30 protein-coding genes are annotated in these 21393 nt (G+C 73.1%); 6 read left to right on the top strand and 24 right to left on the bottom strand.

The window, feature by feature from the left end; translation table 11 throughout:
* Positions 1–19 precede the first annotated feature (19 nt).
* The 4 genes from ACIPJI_RS02860 to ACIPJI_RS02845 all read right to left on the bottom strand — a co-directional run bounded on the left by ACIPJI_RS02860 (position 20) and on the right by ACIPJI_RS02845 (position 5256).
* A complete protein-coding gene (locus tag ACIPJI_RS02860; protein ID WP_402244083.1) occupies positions 20–376 on the bottom strand; it encodes a hypothetical protein in 357 nt (118 codons plus the stop codon).
* A 67-nt stretch (positions 377–443) separates the two neighbouring features.
* Positions 444–1190: a hypothetical protein gene (locus tag ACIPJI_RS02855; protein WP_362454954.1), complete on the bottom strand. Its 747-nt coding sequence runs from the start codon at positions 1188–1190 to the stop codon at positions 444–446.
* A 252-nt stretch (positions 1191–1442) separates the two neighbouring features.
* Positions 1443–2594 (bottom strand): hypothetical protein, encoded by a 1152-nt coding sequence (locus ACIPJI_RS02850; protein WP_402244081.1) that lies wholly within the window; start codon positions 2592–2594, stop codon positions 1443–1445.
* Between the two features lie 202 nt (positions 2595–2796).
* Positions 2797–5256, bottom strand: a complete 2460-nt coding sequence (locus ACIPJI_RS02845) for a hypothetical protein (protein ID WP_402244079.1) — start codon at positions 5254–5256, stop codon at positions 2797–2799.
* Between the two features lie 150 nt (positions 5257–5406).
* Between ACIPJI_RS02845 and ACIPJI_RS02840 the strand changes: the two genes are divergently transcribed.
* Positions 5407–5919, top strand: coding sequence for a hypothetical protein (locus tag ACIPJI_RS02840; protein ID WP_402244077.1), 513 nt, complete (start codon positions 5407–5409; stop codon positions 5917–5919).
* Positions 5920–6081: 162 nt separating this feature from the next.
* Here ACIPJI_RS02840 and ACIPJI_RS02835 read toward each other — a convergent pair whose 3' ends face one another.
* The 11 genes from ACIPJI_RS02835 to ACIPJI_RS02785 form a co-directional block, all read right to left on the bottom strand.
* Positions 6082–6273 (bottom strand): hypothetical protein, encoded by a 192-nt coding sequence (locus ACIPJI_RS02835; RefSeq protein ID WP_362454958.1) that lies wholly within the window; start codon positions 6271–6273, stop codon positions 6082–6084.
* 89 nt (positions 6274–6362) lie between these two features.
* Positions 6363–7778 (bottom strand): hypothetical protein, encoded by a 1416-nt coding sequence (locus ACIPJI_RS02830; protein WP_402244075.1) that lies wholly within the window; start codon positions 7776–7778, stop codon positions 6363–6365.
* Positions 7778–8185 carry a hypothetical protein gene (locus tag ACIPJI_RS02825; RefSeq protein WP_362454960.1) on the bottom strand — a complete coding sequence of 136 codons (408 nt, stop codon included), beginning with the start codon at positions 8183–8185 and terminating at the stop codon, positions 7778–7780. The genes ACIPJI_RS02830 and ACIPJI_RS02825 overlap by 1 nt, the downstream gene beginning before the upstream one ends.
* A 27-nt stretch (positions 8186–8212) precedes the next feature.
* Entirely contained in the window at positions 8213–9256 is a 1044-nt protein-coding gene (locus ACIPJI_RS02820) for a hypothetical protein (protein ID WP_402244073.1), read from the bottom strand.
* Positions 9253–9456: a hypothetical protein gene (locus ACIPJI_RS02815; RefSeq protein WP_402244072.1), complete on the bottom strand. Its 204-nt coding sequence runs from the start codon at positions 9454–9456 to the stop codon at positions 9253–9255. Before ACIPJI_RS02815 ends, ACIPJI_RS02820 begins: the two co-directional genes overlap by 4 nt.
* Positions 9453–9593, bottom strand: coding sequence for a hypothetical protein (locus ACIPJI_RS02810; protein WP_402244070.1), 141 nt, complete (start codon positions 9591–9593; stop codon positions 9453–9455). The genes ACIPJI_RS02815 and ACIPJI_RS02810 overlap by 4 nt, the downstream gene beginning before the upstream one ends.
* The gene (locus ACIPJI_RS02805; protein WP_402244069.1) at positions 9590–10804 is read right to left on the bottom strand and encodes a hypothetical protein; all 1215 of its coding nucleotides are present in this window, start codon (positions 10802–10804) and stop codon (positions 9590–9592) included. The genes ACIPJI_RS02810 and ACIPJI_RS02805 overlap by 4 nt, the downstream gene beginning before the upstream one ends.
* A gap of 89 nt (positions 10805–10893) precedes the next feature.
* Positions 10894–11094: a hypothetical protein gene (locus tag ACIPJI_RS02800; RefSeq protein ID WP_362454965.1), complete on the bottom strand. Its 201-nt coding sequence runs from the start codon at positions 11092–11094 to the stop codon at positions 10894–10896.
* Positions 11094–11243 carry a hypothetical protein gene (locus ACIPJI_RS02795; protein WP_362454966.1) on the bottom strand — a complete coding sequence of 50 codons (150 nt, stop codon included), beginning with the start codon at positions 11241–11243 and terminating at the stop codon, positions 11094–11096. Before ACIPJI_RS02795 ends, ACIPJI_RS02800 begins: the two co-directional genes overlap by 1 nt.
* Positions 11243–11638, bottom strand: coding sequence for a hypothetical protein (locus ACIPJI_RS02790; protein WP_402244067.1), 396 nt, complete (start codon positions 11636–11638; stop codon positions 11243–11245). Before ACIPJI_RS02790 ends, ACIPJI_RS02795 begins: the two co-directional genes overlap by 1 nt.
* The gene (locus tag ACIPJI_RS02785) at positions 11635–11934 is read right to left on the bottom strand and encodes a hypothetical protein (protein WP_402244065.1); all 300 of its coding nucleotides are present in this window, start codon (positions 11932–11934) and stop codon (positions 11635–11637) included. The genes ACIPJI_RS02790 and ACIPJI_RS02785 overlap by 4 nt, the downstream gene beginning before the upstream one ends.
* A 157-nt stretch (positions 11935–12091) precedes the next feature.
* Here ACIPJI_RS02785 and ACIPJI_RS02780 point away from each other — a divergent pair, with 157 nt between their 5' ends.
* The 5 genes from ACIPJI_RS02780 (at position 12092) to ACIPJI_RS02760 (ending at position 16184) form a co-directional block, all read left to right on the top strand.
* Positions 12092–12415, top strand: coding sequence for a hypothetical protein (locus tag ACIPJI_RS02780; protein ID WP_402244063.1), 324 nt, complete (start codon positions 12092–12094; stop codon positions 12413–12415).
* Positions 12416–12592: 177 nt separating this feature from the next.
* Entirely contained in the window at positions 12593–12808 is a 216-nt protein-coding gene (locus tag ACIPJI_RS02775; protein ID WP_362454970.1) for a hypothetical protein, read from the top strand.
* A 183-nt stretch (positions 12809–12991) separates the two neighbouring features.
* The gene (locus ACIPJI_RS02770; RefSeq protein WP_402244061.1) at positions 12992–14173 is read left to right on the top strand and encodes a hypothetical protein; all 1182 of its coding nucleotides are present in this window, start codon (positions 12992–12994) and stop codon (positions 14171–14173) included.
* Positions 14170–15069, top strand: a complete 900-nt coding sequence (locus ACIPJI_RS02765; RefSeq protein WP_402244060.1) for a lactate dehydrogenase — start codon at positions 14170–14172, stop codon at positions 15067–15069. The genes ACIPJI_RS02770 and ACIPJI_RS02765 overlap by 4 nt, the downstream gene beginning before the upstream one ends.
* The gene (locus ACIPJI_RS02760) at positions 15066–16184 is read left to right on the top strand and encodes a hypothetical protein (RefSeq protein ID WP_402244058.1); all 1119 of its coding nucleotides are present in this window, start codon (positions 15066–15068) and stop codon (positions 16182–16184) included. Before ACIPJI_RS02765 ends, ACIPJI_RS02760 begins: the two co-directional genes overlap by 4 nt.
* 144 nt (positions 16185–16328) lie before the next feature.
* Here the strand turns inward: ACIPJI_RS02760 and ACIPJI_RS02755 are convergent, their stop codons facing one another.
* Genes ACIPJI_RS02755 through ACIPJI_RS02715 form a run of 9 tightly spaced genes read right to left on the bottom strand, consistent with a single transcriptional unit; the run spans position 16329 to position 21327 of the window.
* Complete coding sequence (locus tag ACIPJI_RS02755; RefSeq protein ID WP_402244056.1) at positions 16329–16910, bottom strand: hypothetical protein; 582 nt, start codon at positions 16908–16910, stop codon at positions 16329–16331.
* Entirely contained in the window at positions 16907–17476 is a 570-nt protein-coding gene (locus ACIPJI_RS02750; RefSeq protein ID WP_402244055.1) for a hypothetical protein, read from the bottom strand. Before ACIPJI_RS02750 ends, ACIPJI_RS02755 begins: the two co-directional genes overlap by 4 nt.
* Before the next feature lie 2 nt (positions 17477–17478).
* Positions 17479–17847, bottom strand: a complete 369-nt coding sequence (locus tag ACIPJI_RS02745) for a hypothetical protein (RefSeq protein ID WP_402244054.1) — start codon at positions 17845–17847, stop codon at positions 17479–17481.
* A complete protein-coding gene (locus ACIPJI_RS02740; protein ID WP_402244052.1) occupies positions 17844–18338 on the bottom strand; it encodes a hypothetical protein in 495 nt (164 codons plus the stop codon). The genes ACIPJI_RS02745 and ACIPJI_RS02740 overlap by 4 nt, the downstream gene beginning before the upstream one ends.
* A 16-nt stretch (positions 18339–18354) precedes the next feature.
* Entirely contained in the window at positions 18355–18510 is a 156-nt protein-coding gene (locus tag ACIPJI_RS02735) for a hypothetical protein (RefSeq protein ID WP_402244050.1), read from the bottom strand.
* Positions 18507–18944 carry a hypothetical protein gene (locus tag ACIPJI_RS02730; RefSeq protein ID WP_402244048.1) on the bottom strand — a complete coding sequence of 146 codons (438 nt, stop codon included), beginning with the start codon at positions 18942–18944 and terminating at the stop codon, positions 18507–18509. The genes ACIPJI_RS02735 and ACIPJI_RS02730 overlap by 4 nt, the downstream gene beginning before the upstream one ends.
* 27 nt (positions 18945–18971) lie before the next feature.
* Positions 18972–19856, bottom strand: coding sequence for a hypothetical protein (locus tag ACIPJI_RS02725; RefSeq protein ID WP_402244047.1), 885 nt, complete (start codon positions 19854–19856; stop codon positions 18972–18974).
* The gene (locus ACIPJI_RS02720) at positions 19856–20320 is read right to left on the bottom strand and encodes a hypothetical protein (protein WP_402244045.1); all 465 of its coding nucleotides are present in this window, start codon (positions 20318–20320) and stop codon (positions 19856–19858) included. Before ACIPJI_RS02720 ends, ACIPJI_RS02725 begins: the two co-directional genes overlap by 1 nt.
* On the bottom strand, positions 20317–21327 hold the full coding sequence (locus ACIPJI_RS02715) for a helix-turn-helix domain-containing protein (RefSeq protein WP_402244043.1): 1011 nt from the start codon (positions 21325–21327) through the stop codon (positions 20317–20319). Before ACIPJI_RS02715 ends, ACIPJI_RS02720 begins: the two co-directional genes overlap by 4 nt.
* Positions 21328–21393 lie beyond the last annotated feature (66 nt).

Genomic DNA, 21393 nt, shown 5'->3' with positions numbered 1-21393 from the left:
GGCGCCCGGCCGGGGTGGGTCAGGCGCAGGTACAGGGGGCCGGGTCGCGCGCGTACTCCGCGAGCGTCCGGTCGAGGACCCGGGCGTGGTGGTCCCGGTACTCCTCCAGCCGGTCGGTTCGCTGGCCCCTGCTCGCCGCGAGGTGCACGTAACGCTCGCGCTCGGCCACCTCCTTGCGCTGGCTCAGGACGTCGGCGGCGCGGGAGTAGGCGGCGCAGGAGAAGGAGGTGAACACCGACCGTCCGTCGGGAGTCTTGGCCACCGGCACCACCCGCGCGCAGTCGTAGGTGACGGTCTGCGGGCTCTGGCACACGGTCATGCCCTGGGGCAGCTCCACGGTGGTGCCGGACGGGAAGGTGAAGGTCTGGGTCGTCATGGCGGGTGTCCTCTCCGGAGGGTGGGGGGACCGGGCCCCGGTGCAGGGCCCGGCCGGACGGGGTGGGTCAGGCGGCGGGGGCGAGGACCAGGGGGGCCGGGGCGGCGGCCACGGCGACCTTGAACGTGTCCTTCCGGCCCTTACGCGGCGGGATCAGGCCCTGGTCCGCGTAGTCCAGGGCGACCTGGTCGCCGTCCAGGACGCTGCCGCCGGGGGTGCGGGCGACGGTCACGCGGCCGAAGGTGCCCACCGGGATCTGTCGCAGCCACTTCTTCTCGGCGTCGGCGGCCTTCGCGTAGGTCTTGGCCTTCGCGTCCAGCTCCGCGAAGCGGTCGGCGTGCTCCTCGATCTCCTCGACGGCGGGCAGCTCCTCGGCGGGCAGGACCGGGTCGGCGGCCGGGGCGGCGGTCAGGGCGGTGCGGCCCAGGCGCTCGGCGATCTCGCTCACGGTGTGGGCGGCGCTGCGGGCGGCGCGGCGGGCGAGGGTGTCCAGGCGGCGGGTCGCGGTGCGCGCGGCGCGGCGGGCGGCGGTGGCCTCGGCCTTGGCGTCCTGGGCGACGGTGGCCAGGGTGGCGCAGCGGGCGGTCAGGCGCTCCACGCGGCGCTCGGCGGCGGCCTGGCCCTTGCCGGTGCGGATCGCGGTGCGCAGCTCGCGGCGGGCGGTGGCGGCGGCGGTGCGGGCGGCGGTCAGGCGGGCGGCGGCGCGGTCGGCGCGGGTGGCGGTGCGGGTCTCCTCGCGGCCGGCGACCTTCGCGGCGGTCTCGGCGTCGGCGAGGCGGGCCATCATCTGCGCGGTCTTGGCGGTGCTGTTCATCCCGTCGTCCTTCCGTCTGGTCCAGGCCCCTCGCCCTTCCCCATACCCACAGTGTTGCAACATGAGGATGCAACGTCAAGTTGCAAAGGGGGGGGGTGCGGGGCCTTTCACCCGGGCGGGTCATCCGGGCGTCGCCGGTGAGGTGTTCGGCACTGTTCGCCGGTGTTCGCTGAACACCTCTGAACACCCCTGAACAGCCGGTCGCCCCGTCCTCGGCGGGCGAGGCGGGGCGTCCGTGGCGGTGCCAGGTGGTCAGGCGGTGGGGGTGGCGATCCAGTAGCGGGTGGCCGTGCCACCGAGGCTGTGCGTGTCGCCGGCCGCGTCCTGGGCGTAGCGGGCGCCGGTCGCAACCCAGGTGCGGACGATGTCCAGCGCGTCCCCGGTGCACTGCTTGCGGTCGCCGGAGGGGCGGAACCACTTGCCCGACCGGGTGCCGTAGAGCTGGAACGGTGCCTCCAGGCCCTTGAGCGTGCGCCACTGCGGGGCGTCGTAGGTGACGTCCCCCTCGACAGGGGCGGGCTCCGGGGTCTCCTCGACCACGGGGGCCGGGGCGGGCTCCTGGACCGGGGTCGCGGCCGGGGCGCTCTGGGCCATGGCGTTGGTGCGGTTGTCGATGACGCGCTGGACCTCCGCGCGGCGGCGCAGCGGCCGGGTGGCGGCCAGGACGGCGGCCATGTCCACGGTGCCGGCCTCGGCGGGGGCGTCCTCCGCGATCGGGGTGCCGGTGAAGTCCACCCGGATCGGGGCGGCCTCTCCGCGCACCCACACCCGCTCGCCCTGGGTGTCGCGGGCGACGATCACGGCCACCTTGTTCACCGTGAACCGCTCCTGCGCGGCGTTCCAGCGGGGCATCCGGCGCATCTTGGCCACGGTCTCCACCACGGCGTCCGCGTCCAGGGTCAGGACCCGCTCGTCGTTGTCCTGGCCGTTGGCGTGCAGGACCTCCACGGCAGCGGTGTACGCGGTCACCTGGACCAGCGCGGCCGGGGCGGGCTCGATGTCGTCCGCCTCCGGGGCGTCCTCCACCTGGGCGGGCTCCTCGACCTGGACCAGCTCGGCGGCGACGGGCTCGACCTCGTCCACCTCCGGGGCCTCCTCGGCGGCGACCGGGACGGCGGGCTCCTCGGCGGCCGGCGCCGCGGCCTCCTCGACCTCCAGGGTCTCAACCTCGGCGGCCGGGATCTCCTCGACCTGCTCGGTCGGGGCGGCGGCGCGCTCCTCGGCGATCCGGTTACAGGCGACGCACTCCTTCATCTTGGCGGCCTCGGCGGGGGTCAGGACCCGGGACACCGTCCGCTCGCACAGGGTGTCCGTGCTGAACTGCTCGGCGTCCATCTTGTGGGCGGTCCGGCCGTTGCCGACCTGGGCCGGGGCGTACTGGGCGGTGGCGGTGGTGGCGGCCATGGTGTCCTCCTGGGTTTGTGGGGCGGTCCGTTCGTCCGTCCCGATACCCATAGTGTTGCAACATGAGGTTGCAATGTCAAGGTGCAAGAGGGTCCGTGGACCACCTTCACCCCTGCGGGTCACGAGGCGCCGGCCGCAACGACGGGACGCCCCGGTCCTCGGGCGAGGCGGGGCGTCCTGGGCGGCTACCGGGGCCGGGGTGTCACCCCTGGCGCTGCGCGTCCGGCACGTGGGCGAACAGGCACGAGGCGGACCGGCCCATGCGCTCCGTCTCCCAGCCCTGCCGGCGCATCCGGTCCTCCAGGCAGTCCAGGGCCGCGCCGTGCAGCGGCGTGTCCCGGCGGATGATCGCCCCGCCCTCCAGCCAGTAGATGGCCACCCGGCCCTGGCCGCGCGGGTTGACCATGTACCCGCGTACGTCCTGCTCCTCCTCGGTCGGCTCGGAGACGTCGTGGTGGTCCGTCAGGCGCGCGGCGGCGAGGCCGGCGAGCGCGCGGCGCGCGGCGAGCACGTCCGGGTGCTCAACGTCGCGGGGCACGCATCCCTCCGTGGCGCCGTCGTGCTGGACGATCACGCCCTCCACGACCCTCCGGGCCGGGGCGTTCTCGTGCGGGGTGCTGTCGCTCGTACGCAGGGCGTCCAGGCCCCGGCGGATCTCCGCGACCGGGCGCTCGGCGAGCGCGGGCATCAGGTCGTGGCTCGTGGGGGCCAGGGTGCCGGCCTCGTGGTGGTCGAGGACGGCGCGCTCGGACTGCCACCGGTACTCCGTGCCCACCTGGGAGATCAGGCGCCCGTACACGGTCACCCACCCGTAAGCGGCCTGGGTGCCGTAGCCGGTGCGGAAGGTCCAGCCGACCGGCCGGTCACGATCTGGGGCGCCCACGGGCTGGAACACGGCGGAGGAGGCGTACGCGGCGCGGGCGGTGATGCGGGCGACGGCCTCCTCCAGGACGGCGGCGCGGTGCTCGGGGTTGAGGGCGTCCGGGTGGTCGCACACCCCGCAAAGGCGCTGGAACGGGACGCCGTCCGCTGCCTCATCACTGGACTCCACCACGTACACCCCGCACTCCTGGCAGCGGACATCGTGGCGTCGGACGCGGCGCCGGAAGGTGATCCGGTCGCTCACCTCGAACTGGACCGGGTAGGCGCACCCGTCCAGGACCAGGCTCACGAAGTGCGGGTTGTGCTCGTGCGGCTGGCAGTCCGTCACGGTGAACGTCTCGCCGTCCAGCTCCACGACGTCGCCGGTCTTGGCCGTGGTGGCGAGGAAGTTCGGGAGCGGCGGGTTGTAGCTGAACGCGGTGGTGTGGCGGCGGGTTAGCTCCTCGCGGTGGGCGCGCGGGGTCAGGAGGCTGCCGGGGCAGTGGCCCATGGTGCCCGGGGTGCGCTCGTGGACGTCGAGGGTGCCGTCCTGGCGGGCCGGGGCGAGGTGGTCGGCGTAGCCGCACAGGGCACGGGGGCCGGTGTAGCCCTCGGGGGCGTGCAGTTCCAGCTCCCGGGCGTGCTCGCACTCGCTCGCGATCCACTGGGCGCCGCCCTCCACGATCACGCGCAGCGGTTCGCCGGCGAACTCCGGGGCCATGGCGGAGACGGTGCGCACCTTGCCGTCCGCGCACACGATCAAGTCGCCGGGCTTGAAGGGGCCGGGCTGGCCGGGCTCGGCCATGCGCTCCGCGATGCGGTCGACGGTCCCCGGGGGCAAGGTGGCGCCGTGGCGGTGTGCCTCGGCGGCGCTGCGGTCGTCCATCGTCGAGCGGTAGGTGGCGCGGGCGGCGGTGGCCTTCGCCCGCTGCTCGGCCAGGGCGGCGGCGCGCTGGGCGGCGGGATCCTGGCGGTTGGCGTGCCGCTCGTCGGACAGGACGGCGGTCGGCAGCATCGCGGCGGCGTCCTCCCGGGTGGGCTCCAGGGCCATGGAGAACGTGCGGTCGAGGGTGATGAACCCGTACCGGGTGGCCGGGGTGGTGGTGGAGCGGAAGGTGTAGCCCAGGAGCTTGCCGTTCGCGTCCTCGACGGTCCGGAAGTCGTTCGCGTCGGCGTGGACCTGCATCACGATGCCGCGCGCCTGGTCGGGCATGAGGAGCGGGGCGGCCTGGACGGTGGAGGGGGCGACCCAGGCCCGGAACAAGCACGGGCCGCCGTACGTCTCCATGCCGGTGATCGTCCAGCCCAGGGCCTCCAGCACGCGGGCGGCGTTGCGCTGCGGGTCGTAGGCCAGCTCCTCGTCCAGGACCGGGGTGGTCTCGCCCTCCAGGGTCACCGTGATGCGCTGGACGCGCCGCTCCCCGTCGACGGTGGTCGCGTAGTCCGCGAGGTAGCGGCGCGCGGCCGGGGGAGCGGCCGGCGCCTCGGCGGTGTCCGTGCCGTACGCCTCCGCAAGCGCTTCCGCCGGGGTCAGGCGGCCGGTGTCGGCGGGGCGAGGCTTGCCGGTGAGGTGGGTGTAGAGGGCCCAGCCGAGGGGGCTGAGGAAGTAGCCGGTGCCCCCGCGCTCGTCGCGGCCCTCGGCGATGAGGCCGCGGCGGTGGACGGCTCCGTGGGTGCCGCCTCCCCGGCCCAGGTTGGTGCGGGCGGCGCTGCCCTGGGGGTTGCGGTCTCCCCAGAAGACCACGGCCTCGGTCATGCGGGGGGTCATGTCGGCTGCGATCTCGGCGAGCGTCTGGGCCATGGGGTCCTCCTCGGTGCGGGGGTGGGCTGTCCACCCACCCAACACACATAGAGTTGCATCCTCGTGTTGCGATGTCAAGTTGCAACATCAGAGGGTGTGCGACACGCGGAAGCGGTACCAGGTTGCAACCTGATGTGACACACTGCCGACATGGCGACCCACGACCCCGCACCCGCAGACGAGGCGGCAGCGAAAGCCGCAGCGGCCGAGTTGGAACGGCTGACCAAGGCGTTCAACAAGGCTGAGGACAACCTCGAAAAGGCACGCACGCCCCTGCATGAGGCCATCGTCAAGCACCTCCGTGCGCGCAGCGCACCCCCCGGTGTTCTCGCGGACCACACCCCCTACGACCGCAACCACGTCGGCCGACTCGGCAAGGCTGCCGGGGTGCCGCCGCTGCGCGGACCGAACGCGGCGCCGGCCCCGGAGTACGACGAAGCGACTCAGGCCGCTGCTCTGGCCGAGCTGGACAAGCTGACGGCCGCGTACAGGAAGGCCGAGGGCAAGGTCGAGGACGCCCGTGGGCCCCTCCACGAGGCGATCGTCAGGAACTACAGCGCGCGTACCTTGGGCCCTGGCGTGATCGCGGAACACGTCCCGTACGACCGGAACCACGTCGGCAGGATCGTCAAGGCCGCCGGCGCCCCGCTCATCCGGGGCTGAGGACCAGCGGGGGACGACGAAGGGGCCGCGCACCGGGGGGTGCGCGGCCCCTTCGTCGTCCCCGGTTCAGCTCCACCTACCGTGGGGGCCGGGAGCGTATCTGGCCTCGGACGCGCGAGAGCCGCGCACAGCGGACCGTGCGCGGCTCCCGGGGCGGAGGGCCTACGTGTGGCGGACCAGGATCAGGACGACGACCACGAGGAGCATGATCCCGCCGCCGATCCACTGGTTCCGGGGGACGTCGGCGAGGTCGGCCAGGCGGAACGGCTCGCGCTCCTCGGCCGCGGCCTGTGCCGCTGCGGCGCGGGCGCAGCAGCAGCACTGTGCCGGGTGTGCGCGCTGGTCGTGGCTCATAACCGCCCCTCCCTTGAATCCGATCACCCCCATCATGGCCCACCTCCCTGATCCACTGCTACGTGCTGCTGCCGATCGACCACCGTGGGTCAGCCCCGCCAGGGCTCGATCCTCGACGCGGACGGCCCCCGCTCGGGGTCCGGGACGGACCGGAACCCGCGTGCCTTCTCCTCCGCTGTCCACCTCTCCGGCCCCTCTCCGGCCTCTCTCCGTTGCTCTCCGCTCCCCGGAGAGTTCGCAGGTCGGGAGGGGTGGAGAGTGGGTGGAGAGTGGTCACCGGCCGCTCCTGGGGTCCCCTCTGGGGAGGGGAGGGGAGGGAGGTCTGTGCGGTGCACTCCGGCCCGCCCGGCGACCCCCCTGGCGCGGAACTTACGGGTGGGGTTGTAGCCGGCCTGGATGAGGTGCTCCCGCAGCTCCTTGTCGGTGGCCTGGGAGAGGCCGGGGAGGCCCTTCCGCATGAGGGGGCGGAGGTCCTCCAGGTGCACCCCGTTCTCGCCCCCGATCGCGTCCCGCAGGAGGGCGGTCAGGGGGTCCTCCAGGGGGGCCGCCGGGGGTTCCTCCTCGATGTCCTCGGGGGACTCCTCCGGCACCTCCTCGTCGTCCTCGTCGGGGGGGCCGTCGAGGAGTTCGGCGGGGGCCTCGGCAGGGGCTGCCAAGCGACGGAACAGGCGGGCCGCCCAGGCCGCGCGTGGAGCCTCGGCCGGCTTCTCCTTGGAAACCTCGTCGGCGTCCTCCGGGGAGTCCTCGGCCGGGGCGGTCTTGTCCTGCGCGGGGGCCGGGTCGGCCTTGCCCTTGGACCCCTTCCCCTTGCCGGACTCCTTCTTCGTGGGCTTGCTCACGGGAATCTCGATGGCACCCATGGAGGCCGCGACGGTGGCCGCGAGCGCCAGGAAGCAGGCGATCCATGGCGCGTAGGGGTACTGGATGCACAGCCTGACGACGGCGTACACGAGGAAGGCCACCCCAGCGAAGCGCGCTCCGAGACTGCCGCGCTTGCCGTACCTGCCGGACAGCCATCCGGCGAGGAGGACCAGGAGCACGCCGATCCCCCGGCCGTACCACGAGAGCATCCGGCCCAGGTCGCGCAGGAGCCTGCCGACCGCGCGCAGCAGCGGGGGGCCGGCGGTCTTCCCGACCTCCACGGCGAGGGGGCCAAGCTCGCGGAGGGGGCGCGGGTCGACGTACGGACGGAGGTCCGGGACCGTCATGTAGCCGCGCCTCGCCGGCACCTCCTCGTCCTCGTCGTACTCCCCCGCGTCGTCCTCGTCGTCGTACTCTCCCGCCTCGTCGTCGTGGTCCGGGACGTGGTCCTCGTCGGCCTCGTCCGGGCCGTGGGCTGCGGTCTCGTCGGGCTCGTCGTCGTGCTGGTCGCGGCCGGCGTCCGGCTCGCGCGCCCGGCGGGGCGCGATGACGGCCGCGGCCGGGGCGGGCACCAGGACAGGCCGCTCCCCCGCCCCCGACACCTCGGGCTCGGGGGCGGGGACGACGTGGAGGTGCGCGGCCATCAGGCGAAGCTCTGCATGATCGTGTCGATCTTCTCGGCGACGAGGGAGAACCCTCCGCCCGCGCCGGAGGCGACGTACCAGTAGATGATGCCGATCACGGCCACCTGCCGGGTCGTGAGCTTCTTGTAGAGGATCACGCCGGTGAGGAACAGGGCGATGCCCGCCATGGTGGTGCCGGGAATGACGTCACCGAACAGGCCGAGCAAGTCGTTGACGAAGCTGGACACGAGGTCGAATGGCGGCCCTGCCGCCTTGTACGAGGCGCCGGCGACCATGGCCAGGAACAGGGTCCACCACCAGCCGAGCGGCTTGACCTTGCCACCGCTGGAGGTGCCGAACCAAAGGAAGCCGGTCAGGCCGAGGGCGAGGCCGGCGGCGCCGAACGCGGGGATCAGGCTGCTGCTCATGCTGCTTTCCGTTCAGGGGGTGGGTGGTCAGGCGGCCGGGTTGCCGTACAGCAGCACGCCGACGATCATCGAGACGAGCGGGATGCGGGTGGCCCAGGCGAAGACCGGGAACCAGCCACGGGTGCGGTAGTCCAGGACCCAGATGGCGACCGCGACGCCGTACCAGACGCAGACGTAGAAGTCCGTCCAGGAGCCGTAGGTGTCGACCAGGTAGGCGACCTCTGCGGTGAAGAACTGCGGGACGCCGAGGTAGAAGCCGCCCCCGAGCGCGCTGCCGTTGTAGAGCAGGTGCCGGGTCTTGCGGGGCATCTGGCCCCAGACCTCGATCAGAGCCTTCTTCTGCTCCGCGGAGTCCTTGCCGTAGACGGGGCGGCTGTAGGACTTGCCACCGGCGCCCCGGAGGCCCTGCCCCCAGCGTCTACGGATCGAGGGCGGGACCTTGTCGACGGGCTGGCCGTCCTCGCCCCCCTCTCCCCCGTCGCCATCCTCGCCGTCCCCCTCGGTGACGTCGGTGAGTTCGTCGTAGTCCTCGGGGACGTCGAGCTGGGTCTCGCAGTCGGCGCACCAGAACGCGACGAGCTGCCCGGTGACCTTGCTGCGGACCTCGTGCGGCTCCGGGTGCTGGCACGGCTTGCCGGACGGGCGCGCGGGCGCCGTCGGCGCGGGCTTGGCCTCCGGAACGTCCGGGGTGAGGTCGGTCTTGCAGTCCGGGCACCAGTGGGGGACGACCTCGCCCGTCGACTCGATCCGGAAGGTGTAGGGGTTCGGGTGCTGGCACGCCTGGTCCGTAGGCGCGGCGAGGGTGATGCCCTTGGCGGGGTTCCACCAGTCGGGCACGTGGTGGTTGTCCAGGCGGGCCGCCCGGCCCACCCGGGCCGCCGGGATGGTCAGCGCCTCGGGCGCGGTCTCCTCGTCGGCGCCCTCCTCCGGCGCGGCCGCCTCGTCGGCAGCCTCTTCGTCCGTCTCCGGAGTGCCCCTGCGGCCGAACTGGAAGACGTCGCGCACGCGGAACGGGCGCTCGTCGTCCCGGGTCTCGACCTCGCGGGTCTCCTCCTCGGTCGTGTCACTCACCACGCCCCCCAGTTGAGGAGGGCTACGAGGAGACCGGCGGCGGGCTGGTCCTGGTCGACGTCGTCCTCGAGGCGGCAGGGCTCGGGGGCGTCGTCCTCGTCGGCAGGGTGCGGGACGGGAGGCATGTCGTTGAGCCCGAGACCGCGCCGGAGGAGGATCCCCCGGACGCGGAGCTCGTCGGCTCCAGGGGCGGCGGTCACCAGGCACCCCAGTTCAGGACCGCGGTCACCAGCCCGGCGGCGGCCGCGAGGCCGCCGACGAACCGCATGTCGCCGTGTCGCCCGTACAGGGCGAAGGCCAGGCCGAGGAGGCCGGCCCCGAGGAAGAGGTAAATCATGACGCCTTCTTCTTGAGCTTGTCCTCGATCCGGCGGCGCGTCCGGGGCACGGTGTCGAGGTTCTTCGAGTCTTCGCCGTGCACCTCGTTGACGCGCTGGATCAGGGCCTCGTCGGAGATGGAGGAGTTGGCCGCCAGGGCGGCCCGGATGGTGTCTGACTTGGTGGGGGCGCCCACGGCGCGCAGCGGGGGCCGTGCGGTGCCGGCAGTCGGGTCAGCCGGCGGAGTCGGCGGAGTCGGCGGAGTCGGCGGAGTCGGCGGGACGGGCGTATCGGCCGGGGCCTGCTGCTCGTCGCCCTGAGGGGTCGCCGGAGGGACCGGAGGGACCGAAGGAGCGGAGACCGGTACGGGTGCGGCGGCCGGGGCCGGGGCGGTCGGCTGCGCGATCGGGGCGGGCTGCGGAGTGGGAGCCGCGGCCGGGACCGGCGCAGGTACGGAGGCATGTCCGGACACGGACGCGGACGGAGCCTGTCCGGACACAACGGTCTGCACGGGGGTGCCGCTCTGCGGCGCAGGCTGCTCCGCCACGGTCGTGATGGCCTGGACGGTCTCGTAGTTGGGGAAGACCGCGCGCATGTACGCCTCGAACTGGTCCTGCCGTCGGATGTCGGCGGCCACCACGGCTTCGGCGGTCAGCTTCTCCTTGCGCTGGCGGAGCCAGTTCGCCACGCCCCTGGAGAGCGGCACGGCGTGGAGGCTGAGCACAAGGACCCACATGCCCTTGGACATGAGGTCGACCGCTGCGCCAGCCGCACCCGCGATGGGCTCGCCCTTGTCGACGCCGTACGCGACGACGGTGGCCATGGAGATGACCAGTAGGACCCACCCAGCGATCCGGGCCTTCCGGGCGCGGTCCGGCTCGCGGCGCAGGACGTACTCCACGCCCTGACAGGCAAGCCACGGGACGGTGAACACCACGGCTGCGGCGTACGCGACCGGGGCGGGCACCGTCTTGTCCAGCAGGCCACCGATGGCGGCGGCCGTGCTGGTGGTGGCGAGGAGGGTGACGCCGACTGCGCCGGCGGTCACGCCACGGATGACCATGCCGTCCCAGTCGCGCGGCGGTACCGGCTCCCACGTGGTGTACGGCACCTCTTCGGTCGCGGAGATGCCGTTGATCGTGGTCGTCTCCGTGCGGTAGCGGGTGACCTCGCGGTACCGGCGGCCGGGGATACGCGGCTGCTGCTCGTGGTCGGGGGTGGGGTGGGTCATCGGGGCGCCCTTCGCGCTTGTGGAACGGACGGAGAGCCGGGCCCACACGGGGTGGGCCCGGCCGGTCAAGGGCGGGGGCGAGGAGGTGGCTACCGGCGTCCGCGTGTGCGTTCGCGCTGCCGGTCGGCGTCCTCCCACGCCTGGCCCTGCTGGGCCGCCTCCCGGACCCCCCGGGCGCGGTGCTGGTGCTGCCGCACCCGGGCGGCCCGGTCGGAGGCGGATTCACGGCCCGCGTACTTCGTGGCCGCGAGCTTTCGGTCATTGCCGATCAGACGGTCGAGGAGGCCCATCAGCGGCCACCCCTGTCGGCTCCGGCTGACTGCGCGCCGCTCTGGCGCGCGGTCTGGGTGGCGGCGGCGACGTTGGCCTGGTCGCGCTGCGGGGCCGCGTTGCGGTAGGCGTCGCGGGCCTCGGCGAGGAGCTTGGCTGCGTTGCTCATCAGCGCGTCCCCCGTCCCCGGCAGTCGGCGCAGGTCTTCCACTGCTTGCGGGTCACGCCGCCGGACGAGGTGTCGACGGTCTTGCCGCCCTGGCCCTGGCAGGTGCCGCACTGGCGGGCGGCGGCCGGCTCCACGGTCACGAGCGCGACCCCGGCGTCGGTCCACCCGCCGCAGTTCGAGCACACAAGCTGCTGCCCGTCGCGGCGCATCCTGCGCCCGCAGCACGTCGGGCCGGTGGACTGCTCCGGGCCGGGCTGCTTCGGAATCTTCACCGGCACCGGCTCCGTGCGCGGAGCGGGGATACCGGGGATGCGGGGGATGGCCCGGTCGTTGTCGCCGTCGGGCCACTCGTGGCCGGCGGCCAGAGGCGCGCGCTCCAGGAGGGTGGTCATCATGCCTGCCCCCCGTTCGCGGCCAGGACCTCGCGCAGCAGCTCGGCGTACGCGCCGCGCGCGGTCCCCTCGATCAGCTCCGGTACCAGGTCCATGGCGGCCTGGGAGATCGCCTGCCCCTTGCCGTTGTAGCTGCGGTCCGCGAGGAGGTACGCCTCCGCCCCGACGCACACGAGGAGGTTGGTGCGCTCCAGGACGTCGGTCGGGTTCGTGGCCGTGAGGTGGTCCGCGACGGCGAGCACAACGCTCCGCGCCGCCTCCTGGACGTCCTCCGGCTTCCGATCAGTAATCTGGGCCATGCGTCAGCTCCATCTGACGTGGCCCCCGGTCGGCGTTTCCTAGGCCCCGACCGGGGGCCGACTTGTACGTGCGACCCCGGTAGCTGAGTCGCTTCCGCTAGCGTATGGAACTCCATACACTGGCGCAAGCGACCCGCCCGGATTGAGGGGCATGGGTGTGACAGAGGAGCCCACGGAGGAGGTGCGGCGGGTGCTAGACGCGCTTGATCAAGTCGAGGCGATGGAGGACCCCGTAGCCCGCGCGCGAGCGGTGAACGAACTGCTCAAAGATCAACCGAACCGGAACAAACGACTCAAGGCGTTGCGTGACGACACCGTGCACCGCCTCCGCGCCGAGGGCATGTCCTACCGGAAGATCGCGGCCGAGGTGCATACCTCCCTCGGGACCGTCCAGGACATCCTGCGTGGCCACACCGGCACCTGGTCGAGTCGGCCACGCAAAGGGGAGGGCGAGGCCGACGACGAGGGGGGCGACGAGTAGTTCACCGGCGCGGCCGGGCGGTGTGGACGTCCACCCGGCCGTTATCGCGCGATCGCGCTGAACCTCACGAGGACGGCCCCCTTACCCGCTGCGCGCGGGAGGGGGCCGCTGCGCGTCTGGACAGTGTCCGGACGCTGTCCGGATGCGCCTGGCCGAGACTGAGCGGAGGGTGGGGGTATGTCTGGGAGCCTGCCTGTGATCGTGCACCCGCCGAGCCCGACCGGCGGGCGCCGGGTGCGTGTGGACGGCCAGATCCTGGGGCTCGCGTTCAATCTGGCGGACCTGGTCGAGTTCTTGCGGCGGGCCGGCCTGGAAGGGCTGGACGAGGTCGCCGTTGCCCGGTCGGAACTGATCGAGTGGCGAGGCGGCGGCCCGGAGCACTGGCCGTCATGAGCCGGGGCGGGTGGGGCGTGGGAGTCGAGCACGTGAACGCCCATAGGAAACCTAGGGGTTAGGCCGCTTCGTCGGCTGGAGGGTTCAGGGGTCACATTCCGTGTCTGCGTGACCACCCGGGGGCCGAGTGCTACCGCATCCGGTGTGCCTTCCGGGCTGTCCGCTGGCCGAAGGAGGATCCCTATGGCCCTGACCGTGCCCGCCCCGAGGGAACAGGGGCTCATGCCGCCCCCGGCCGAGGAGGTGCTGGCGTACGCGGCGGCCCAGACCGTGAAAGCCGCTCAAGCCCTGTGGCCTCATTCCACCGTCCAGGCCGGGCAGGCCACCCCGAGCGTCACGAGCTACGTGCAGTGCGTCCAGGTCGACGGGCGGCCGCTGTACGGGAAGCTGCCGATCCTGGGCGCCTCCCTGGTGTCGGTGTTGCGCGGAGCTCGCGGGGACTGGCCGACGGTGAAGGCTGCCCAGGCCGCCTACGCGCAGGCGCCGGACTCGTTGGTGCGGCGCGAGGCGCAGCAGCTCAAGACCTTGGCCGCGGCCGGGGTGCTGGTGCCGAGGGTCGCCGGCTGCGGCGGGGGCGTGCTGTTCACGGAGCCCGTGGCCGGCCGGTCGCTGGGTGACCTGGTGGCGCGGGAGCCGCACAGCACGTCCGTGCTCCTCGGGCGCGTCATGGACCAGCTCGGCAAGGGGCTGAAGCGGCCGGGGTTCGCCGCGCGGGTGGACCGGGTGGTGATCCCGGAGCGCTCGATCGCGGAGACGTTCCACCGGAAGTTCACGTCCGGCTGTGGCCCGTATCTGCGCAGCACCGGGCACGGTGAGTTGCTGGGCACGGTGGTGGACCGGCTGCGTGCGATGCCGCTACGGACGATGCCGTACCCGCCGGTGATCTACGGCGACTTGAAGCCGGAGCACGCCGTGTTCTCGTCCGGCCACGTGGACGGGCCGATCGTGTTCCTAGACCCGGGGCTGCAACGCGGCTGGCCGGGGGCGGACGTGGCCAAGCTGGTGTCCCGTACGGTCCTCGGCCTGGTGGCCGGTGCTCCCTCACGCGAGGACTCCCGCGCCGTGCTGAGCGGGATCACGGCGTTCACGGCCCGGCTGACGGCCGACCTGGAGACCGACGAACGGGACGCGTGGCTGCGGCGGTTCGTCCTGCTGTGGCTGATGGACACGGTCAACATCCTGACCACGTACCTGTCGGCCCCGCCCGGTCTGCCGTTGCCGGCCCTCGCCGCGGCCGTGGTCGAGCGGGCGGAGGCCGTGGTGCAGATGGTGGACCACGCCACGGTGTCCATGGCCAGCCGGGCGTCGACGCATGCCTGGTGGCGGGTGTGCCTGGATGACGCCGTGTGGGGGGTCGTCGCATGAGCGGGGTCGGCGTGATCGGTGCCGGGGCCGTGGGCCAATCCCTCGGCGCACTGCTGCTCACGACCAGGTGGTGCGAGGAGGTGGTCATCACCTCCGGCAGCGGGGGCTCCGCGGCCGGACTGGTCGCGGACCTGGAGGACATGGGGCAGGTGACGGGCTCCCCCGTACGGGTGGTCCACGGCGACCTCGAACGGATGCGGTCTTGTGACGCGGTCGTGGTGTGCCCCCGGGCCCAGTTCACCAACCGGGCCACCAGCGACATCCGCATGGCCGGGCTCACCGCGAACGGCCCCCTCATCGCGGCCTTGGGCCGGGCGCTCGCCGGCTACCGGGGCGTCGTGGTCGTGGTGACCAACCCGGTGGACGTCATGAGCCGGCTGCTCGCCGCCGTGTCCGGCTGTGACCGGGTGTTCGGTGTCGGCTCCAACACCGACACGGCCCGATATCGCCTCATTCTGGCCCGGTTGCTGACGGTGTCCCCGTCGGCGGTCGCCGGGCACGTCATCGGGGAGCACGGCACCCATGCGGTGATCTGTGCCTCCTCGACCACGGTCAACGGCCGGCCCGTGCCCGTGCCGGTGCAAGCCGTCCGCGACGAGCTCGCGGCCCGTCCCGGCCGGATCAACGCGGGGATCGGCCGCACCAGGTGCGGCCCGGCCGGCGCGACGCTGGCCGCCCTGGAACACACCCTCGGGCACACGGACGGGGTGATCGAGCTGTCCACCTCCTGGAGGACCGGCTGGCTCGGAATTCCGTTGCGGTTCACCGCCGGCCGCCCCACCGTGTGCATCCCGCCCCTCGACCCCGGTGAGACCCGGCAGCTCGACGCCGCAGAGGTCAAGATCCGGTCCGCGTACGACCAGCTCCACCAGACCATCAAGGAGACGACCGCATGACCGACATGTTCGCCACCCGCATCACGCCCGCCGAGGGGTACGCCGTCACGGTCACCAGCCGGGCAGAGTCCGTCACGGACTGGGCCGTGCGGTACTTCGGCTCGTGGTGGAACGCGGAGCGCGTGGACGCGGCCGACGTCGCCGGGCCGGTCGTGGTCGCCGACGTCGACCCGGGCGAGGTGGCTGCTCTGACCGGGCGGGTCACCGGCGACCACCACGCCGAGGTGGAGTACGCCAACGACCGCATGTTGTACGCGGTCAACGGGGACGGGGTGGTCCGTGCCGTACAACCGGACGCGGGGATGGCCTACCGGTGGGAGCCCGGCCTGCGCCAGATGACGGTCCTGGGCACGGACGAGACCGCCGCGGCCACGGCCGCGGCCCGGCTCGCGCGGGAGATGGTGCGCGGGCAGCTCCTCCACGACGGGTGGCAGATCCTGCACTCCTCGGCCGTGACCAGGCCGGACGGGAGCGCGGTCCTGTCCCTGGGCGACAAGGGGGCCGGGAAGACCACCGTGGGGTTCCTCCTCGCGCGGGCCGGGTGGGGGCTGCTCGCCAACGACCGGGTGTTCGTACGCGTCGAGGACGGGGCGGTGCACATCCTGCCGTGGCCGTCGGCGGCCGCAATCGGGTTCGGCCTGCTGGACGCCATGGGGCTGTACGACATCCTTCGGGACCGGCTGCGGGATGGGGAGCAGATGCACCCCACCCAGCACCAGCGGGTCACTGACGCACTGCTCGCGGACCAGCGGGAGCCGCTGTGGAAGTCGTCCGGGAAGGAGCTCAAGCCGCAGTTCTTCCCCGACCAGCTCGACACGATGCTGGGCATGAGGTTGGCCCGGGAGGGCCGGGCTGCCGCGCTGTTGTTCCCCCGGATCACGGCCGGCGCCGTCCCGGCCGTGTCCGACGAAGACCGGACCGTCGAGGACCGGGACTTCTTCAACGCCAAGACCGAGGACCGGTACCCGGACGTGTTCCGGCTGCTACCGACCAGCCGCCCGGCCGCCGGCCTCGCCGGCGTCCTCGCCAACCTGCCGCACCAGTCGCTCGTCCTGGGACACGACACGGCCGCGAACACGGCGCTGCTGGAGGCGGTGACGGACAGGCTGCTGTGACCCCTACGGTGTGACGCGCGTGACCCCCCGCAGTCAGCTGCGGGGGGTCACGTCTGTTCAGGGGCCGGACAGGGGTGTGCCCCCGCCCTGGGCTCGGAGGGCGGAGGCACGGGGGCGTTGTCCCACAGTGCGGGAGCGTAGCCGTCAGAGGTGATCAGGTGGAGGGTCGACGGCGGCCGGCTCCTCGGGACGGGGCGCAGTCTCCCGGGCGATGATGCCCAGGGCCTCCGCGACGGCGTCGCCCAGCAGGTGACGAGGCACCCGGGCCCGGTACTCGATCCGGACGCCCTGTCCGGTGTCCTCGGTGTCCGCGTCCCCGCCTGTCCGGACACTGTCCGTGCTGGTCGGCAGGGGGCCCCAGTCCACGGTCTCCCCGGCGAGGACAGGTGTCCGGACGATGCCGCCGGACGCGGGGACGGTGTCCGTGGATGTGTCCGGACTGGTATCCGGGGGCGGGACGGTGAGCTGGTCCAGGGCGGCGAGCGCTCGGCGCCGGCGGAGCGAGGGGGTGCCGGTGTCGCAGCAGGCTTCCCGCCCACAGGAGTAGTGATCCGGGTCAAGGCGCTCACCGTGGTAACGGCAGCGCTCGGGGAGCTGTTCCAGGGCGCGGCGGATGTGAGGGTCCGCGTACGAGAGGCGTTCGGCCAGGGCCTCGGCGGTATCCAGCCGGGCATACAGATCGTCCAGGTCGTCGGTGGTCATGTCGTCCAGGCGAATGCGCTTCATGCCGCTGCTCCGTCCTCGACGTCGGCCGCGGCGGGCTCCTCGTCGGGCACGTGGTTGCGGTAGACGACGACGTTGCCCAGGAGCTGCCGGGCCATGTGCTCGGCGCACTCCGGGGAGAGGTCCAGGGCCCACCCGGCGTGGGCCTCCTGCAGCGCGCGGGCGAGGGTGGGGACGTCGATGAGGCGCGGGTCGCCGGCGGGCGGGTTCAGTGCCTCGTCCCAGACGTAGTCACAGCTCCAGCACTGGCGCTCCAGGCGCTCCCCTCGGCGGGAGCGGCCGAAGGGGCTGTGTTCGTCGGTGCCGTGCTCGCCCTCGGCCCGGTAGCGGGTGATGGCCTGGTCGTGGGAGCACTTCGGGCACAGGGTGTCCGGGCCGCTGTACGGCGGCAGCTCGGTACCGTCCGACGCAGCCTGGTCTGGACGGCGGCCGATCTGGGCGAGGGCGGCAGCGGCCAGGGCGGCGCAGTGGGCGGCCGGGTCGGCGACGATGCCCCCCTCGACGCGCCGGTGCCATTCGGTCAGCAGGGCCTCGGTGACCTGGTCGAGAACGGTGTCGGTGGGGCTCATGGTCAACTCTCCTCATCCTGTAGGTGGTTGGTGGCGTGGGTCTGCTGCGGGCATGTGGGGTCGTGGTCGGTGCCGAAGGTGGTCCACCACCGTTCGCAGTGGCAGGCGCCGGCGAGCTCGGCACGCAGGACCGCCTCCAGGTCGCTGGGGTAGGTGCGCGGGCGAGGGAGCCGGGCACGGACGGCCGCGGCCTGGCGGGTGGTGGCGTGCCGCCACTCCCTGCCGGCCGCGACGGCGAGGGCCGTAGCGGTGGCGTAGAACGCGGCGGCCTGGACGGGCGCTTGGTGCTGGAGGCAGACGGCCGAGACGTACGCGAGCCAGACGAACGCCACCAGGTAGATGGCCAGGAGCGCGCGGGACAGGCGGGTCACCGGCCGGGCCCCCCTTCCACGACGAGGTGCTGGGCGGTGGCTCCCAGTTCGGCGGCGTGTCGAGCCAGCAGCTCGGCGGCGTTCTGCTGGGCGTCACGTGTGCGCAGGCCGCCCTCCTCGTAGATCTCGGTGAGCTCCTGGAGGACGGGCCTGTCCGGACCGTCGTGGAACGCGGGCACGTAGGGGGTCCACTGGTCGACGACCACGGGCCGGCGAATGACCTGGACGGCCTGGACGGTGTCCCCGTGCCAGCCGTGGCCGTCGGGCGCCGGGCCGGTCTTGTGGTCGCTGGCGCCGATCGGAGCCTCGTACTCGACCGCGTACGTCCGCTCGTCGTCGGCGAGGAAGACCGCGCGGCGCTTCTGGGTGTAGTTGAGCGTCGCGATGGGCTCGTCGGCCAGCAGCGTCTCGGACCACCGGACGTCCTCGGGACTGTCCGGGGGGACGCCCAGGGCGGCGAGTTCGTCGCGGGTGAAGTCTCGTGTGGGCACAGCGTTGCCTTTCGGGTCAGTCGTCGGCGAGGAGGAAGGTGGCCAGGCCGAGCCAGGTGAGGACGGCGGCGATCGCACCGACGACGACGGCGGGCGTGGCGTCGGCGGTGAGGGCGTAGGTGAAGCCTCCGGAGATGCCTCCCAGGAGGAGCCCCACGGTGAAGCGGTTCACGGGCTTTGCCTTTCGGGTCCGTCGGTGGGGTCGGTGGCCAGGGCGTGGACGGCGGCGAGCGCGAGGTGCTGACCCTCCGGGCACATGTCCGGCAGCCGGGCGGCCGGGGCGCACGTGGTGCACCCGTCGCGGATGTGGTCGTTGGCGGTCTGGAACGCGCCGATCGCGTCCTCCAGGAGCGAGGGTGCGGCGCCGGCCTGGAGGGCAGGGCGCGGGATGCCGTGCACGATGTGGGCGCGGGCGCGGGCTTCCACCTGGGCGTGGGTGGGACGGGCCCACTGGTGCCAGCTCGCGGCGTCGCTCCAGCGCAGCCCGTGGGTCTCGTGCGGGGTGCCGCACCAGCGGCAGCCGTCCAGCTCGGGCGGGGAGCCGTCCGGGTACCGGATGAATCCGCGGCGCAGTCCGGTCGCCTCGTCGCGCGTGATCAGGGACATGCGGGTCTCCAGGGGTGGGCAGTCGGGTCAGGTTGTGCGGGCACGGTGGGCGCGTTTCTGGTCGCGCTTACACACACCGCAGTAGGGGGCGCCGTCCGGCTCCAGGCGGCCGTGGACGGCCTGGTCGTGGCCGTAGCGGCAGACCTTGGGGCGTTCGGGTGCGCCGGTGATGGCGCGCAGTTGCTCCCGTACGCGCAGGCGGCCGGGCTCGTCGTCCACGTGGGCCGGGGCGACGCAGTGCCGGAACTCGCACTCCGCGCGGACCTGTCCGACCGGCGGGCGGCCGGTGCGCTTCGTGAATGCGATCCCGGCCGGGCTCACGGACTTCTCACGGAAGCGCATGACCGGGGTGCCGCTGCCGCCGGCCCGCTCCCCGAGCCACTCCAGATGTCCGCCCTCGACCTCGCGGACAAGGCCAGCCCACTTCTCCTCCGCGCTGCTGTGCTTCGGCGGCACGTACGTGATGCCTGCCTCGCCCCGGATGCGGCGGACGGCGGCCCGGTCGACTTTGAGCTCCAGGGCGATCTGGTTGTTGCTCATGTGCCGCAGCAGAGCGCGGATCTCGGCGTCCCTCGGGTGCGGCCGGGAGACGCGAGGCTGAGTGGCTCGGCCGAACCCGCCCTCGTGGCGGATCCGGGCGACGGTGCCGACATCTGCGCCAGTCCGGCGCCGGATCACCGCGTCGTTGTAACCCTCGTCCAGCAGGGCCAGGATCTCCCGGTGCTTGGGGTGCTCGGGGCGACGGTAGGCGTTGCGGGGCACGGCCGGCATGCCAGCCTCCTCGCGGATGCGGGCGACCGCGCGGGGCCCGACGGACAGGCGTCGGCTGATCTCGATGTTGGGCAGGCCCTCCTCCAGCAGGGCGCGGATCTGCTGCTCCTGGGGGTGGGGCTCGACACGACGTCCGGGCATCAGGGGGCCTCCGTCTCGGTGGCGGCCTGGCGCGCGGCGAGGGCGGCCGGGCGGGCGTTGGGCGGGTACTTGTGAGTGCCGCGGCCGGCGGCGGCCTGGGCGCGGGCAACGGCGCGGGCACCGTGCTGCTGTACGGCCTCGGTCTCGCCCTGCTCGGCAAGGGTGCGGGCAACGGCGCCGAGGTCACGGTCGACGGCGTCGGCCTGGAGGCGGGCAAGGTGACGGCGGCGGCGGCACAGGAGGCACAGGCCGTCCGTCGGGTCGACCGGGCCGTTGGGGTGGGCCGGGCACCCGGTGGCCGAGGCGGGCCGGTGGGCGTTGGCGAGCAGGCGGCGCGCTTCCTCGACGGCCTGGGACACGACGGCCAGTTGCTCCGGGGTGGCATCCGCTGGCGAAAGGCGTTCGCCGTAGCTGCCGAGCGTGCGCAGCACGGTCACCAGGGAGGGCAGCGGGGTGCGGTTCATCGGCCTACCGCCTCGGCGTGCTGGGCCCACTGGCAGTCAGGGCAGCGGTCGGTCGGCTTGTGCGCCCGGTGCTCCCGCCCGCACTGGCACAGCCTCAGCGGGGCGCCGGGGTCCTGTGCGGGGATCTTGAACGGCTGCGTGCCCGCCTGCGGGGCTGCGGTGCCTCCGGTGGGACCCGAGGGCATCGGTGTCAGGAAGGCCCCCTGCACCGGCGCCTGGGGATCTTGCTGTACGCCTTCGGCCTTCTGCTGGCACCCGTGGCACAAGCCGCTCGCGGCGCGCAGCAGCCGCACCCCGCACTCCGGGTTCGAGCACCGGCCCCACGGCTTCTCCTCCTCCGGGGAACTCTGCTCGTCGCCGCCTCGCGCGCCCGCGTCCTGTGGCTGAGGTACTACAGCAACCGTGTCGTGGTGGGTGTCTGGGTCCCTACCGTAGGTAGGGGGGTAATGGTCCCCCCCGGCGGGAACGGGTTCCGGAACCCGTTGCGGAACGGTGTCCGTACCCGTTCCAGAACGGTTTCCGGATTCTTCGGAATCCCCGGCGGGAACGGGTTCCGGAACCCCTGTGGAGGACGGGTTCCGGGAACCGTTCTGCGACGGGTTCCGCTGCTCCTCGATCTCCTTCGCCTTCTGCGCCTTCTTGCGGCGGGCCTGGCGGGTGTCGGTGTAGAGGTGCAGGTGGGCCTCCCACGCCAGGCGGCCGGGGGGCAGCATCAGCTGGAAGATGGACGACCTGTTGGGGCGGCGCCGGCGAACCAACAGCCCCACGGCGACGAGGACCTTCACGGCCCGGGTCACGGTCTCGTCGGTGCAACCGGCCAGGGCTGCCAGGGTCTCGTTCGAGGGGAAGGCACTTGATCCGTCGGCGTCCGCGTACGTCGCGATCCACACGCCGACTCTGGCGCACTTCGCGACCTCGGCACGCCCCGTGCGCAGTACCTCGTCACGCAGGCGGTTGATCCATGCGTTACGGACGGTCTGCACGCGGTCGGTGCTCGTGCTGGCCATGCGCGCTCTCTTCGTCGTTGCTGGTCAGGGCAGTCGAGTGCGGTCGGGGCGACGTCCACACGCCCC

The sequence above is a fragment of the Streptomyces sp. NPDC086835 genome (genome assembly GCF_044745705.1).
In the GTDB taxonomy this organism is placed as follows: Bacteria; Actinomycetota; Actinomycetes; order Streptomycetales; family Streptomycetaceae; genus Streptomyces.
This window is presented reverse-complemented; position numbering and strand designations above follow the sequence as displayed.

Excerpts from the sequence above, each read along its gene's own strand:
- ACIPJI_RS02720 (WP_402244045.1), bottom strand. The coding sequence starts at position 20,320 with ATGAACCGCACCCCGCTGCCCTCCCTGGTGACCGTGCTGCGCACGCTC.
- ACIPJI_RS02855 (WP_362454954.1), bottom strand. The coding sequence starts at position 1,190 with ATGAACAGCACCGCCAAGACCGCGCAGATGATGGCCCGCCTCGCCGAC.
- ACIPJI_RS02830 (WP_402244075.1), bottom strand. The coding sequence starts at position 7,778 with ATGGCCGCGCACCTCCACGTCGTCCCCGCCCCCGAGCCCGAGGTGTCG.
- ACIPJI_RS02750 (WP_402244055.1), bottom strand. The coding sequence starts at position 17,476 with ATGAGCCCCACCGACACCGTTCTCGACCAGGTCACCGAGGCCCTGCTG.
- ACIPJI_RS02805 (WP_402244069.1), bottom strand. The coding sequence starts at position 10,804 with ATGACCCACCCCACCCCCGACCACGAGCAGCAGCCGCGTATCCCCGGC.
- ACIPJI_RS02825 (WP_362454960.1), bottom strand. The coding sequence starts at position 8,185 with ATGAGCAGCAGCCTGATCCCCGCGTTCGGCGCCGCCGGCCTCGCCCTC.
- ACIPJI_RS02725 (WP_402244047.1), bottom strand. The coding sequence starts at position 19,856 with ATGCCCGGACGTCGTGTCGAGCCCCACCCCCAGGAGCAGCAGATCCGC.
- ACIPJI_RS02810 (WP_402244070.1), bottom strand. The coding sequence starts at position 9,593 with ATGATTTACCTCTTCCTCGGGGCCGGCCTCCTCGGCCTGGCCTTCGCC.
- ACIPJI_RS02785 (WP_402244065.1), bottom strand. The coding sequence starts at position 11,934 with ATGGCCCAGATTACTGATCGGAAGCCGGAGGACGTCCAGGAGGCGGCG.
- ACIPJI_RS02715 (WP_402244043.1), bottom strand. The coding sequence starts at position 21,327 with ATGGCCAGCACGAGCACCGACCGCGTGCAGACCGTCCGTAACGCATGG.
- ACIPJI_RS02835 (WP_362454958.1), bottom strand. The coding sequence starts at position 6,273 with ATGAGCCACGACCAGCGCGCACACCCGGCACAGTGCTGCTGCTGCGCC.
- ACIPJI_RS02800 (WP_362454965.1), bottom strand. The coding sequence starts at position 11,094 with ATGGGCCTCCTCGACCGTCTGATCGGCAATGACCGAAAGCTCGCGGCC.
- ACIPJI_RS02775 (WP_362454970.1), top strand. The coding sequence starts at position 12,593 with ATGTCTGGGAGCCTGCCTGTGATCGTGCACCCGCCGAGCCCGACCGGC.
- ACIPJI_RS02845 (WP_402244079.1), bottom strand. The coding sequence starts at position 5,256 with ATGGCCCAGACGCTCGCCGAGATCGCAGCCGACATGACCCCCCGCATG.
- ACIPJI_RS02730 (WP_402244048.1), bottom strand. The coding sequence starts at position 18,944 with ATGTCCCTGATCACGCGCGACGAGGCGACCGGACTGCGCCGCGGATTC.
- ACIPJI_RS02790 (WP_402244067.1), bottom strand. The coding sequence starts at position 11,638 with ATGATGACCACCCTCCTGGAGCGCGCGCCTCTGGCCGCCGGCCACGAG.
- ACIPJI_RS02840 (WP_402244077.1), top strand. The coding sequence starts at position 5,407 with ATGGCGACCCACGACCCCGCACCCGCAGACGAGGCGGCAGCGAAAGCC.
- ACIPJI_RS02850 (WP_402244081.1), bottom strand. The coding sequence starts at position 2,594 with ATGGCCGCCACCACCGCCACCGCCCAGTACGCCCCGGCCCAGGTCGGC.
- ACIPJI_RS02770 (WP_402244061.1), top strand. The coding sequence starts at position 12,992 with ATGGCCCTGACCGTGCCCGCCCCGAGGGAACAGGGGCTCATGCCGCCC.
- ACIPJI_RS02795 (WP_362454966.1), bottom strand. The coding sequence starts at position 11,243 with ATGAGCAACGCAGCCAAGCTCCTCGCCGAGGCCCGCGACGCCTACCGC.
- ACIPJI_RS02755 (WP_402244056.1), bottom strand. The coding sequence starts at position 16,910 with ATGAAGCGCATTCGCCTGGACGACATGACCACCGACGACCTGGACGAT.
- ACIPJI_RS02765 (WP_402244060.1), top strand. The coding sequence starts at position 14,170 with ATGAGCGGGGTCGGCGTGATCGGTGCCGGGGCCGTGGGCCAATCCCTC.
- ACIPJI_RS02760 (WP_402244058.1), top strand. The coding sequence starts at position 15,066 with ATGACCGACATGTTCGCCACCCGCATCACGCCCGCCGAGGGGTACGCC.
- ACIPJI_RS02860 (WP_402244083.1), bottom strand. The coding sequence starts at position 376 with ATGACGACCCAGACCTTCACCTTCCCGTCCGGCACCACCGTGGAGCTG.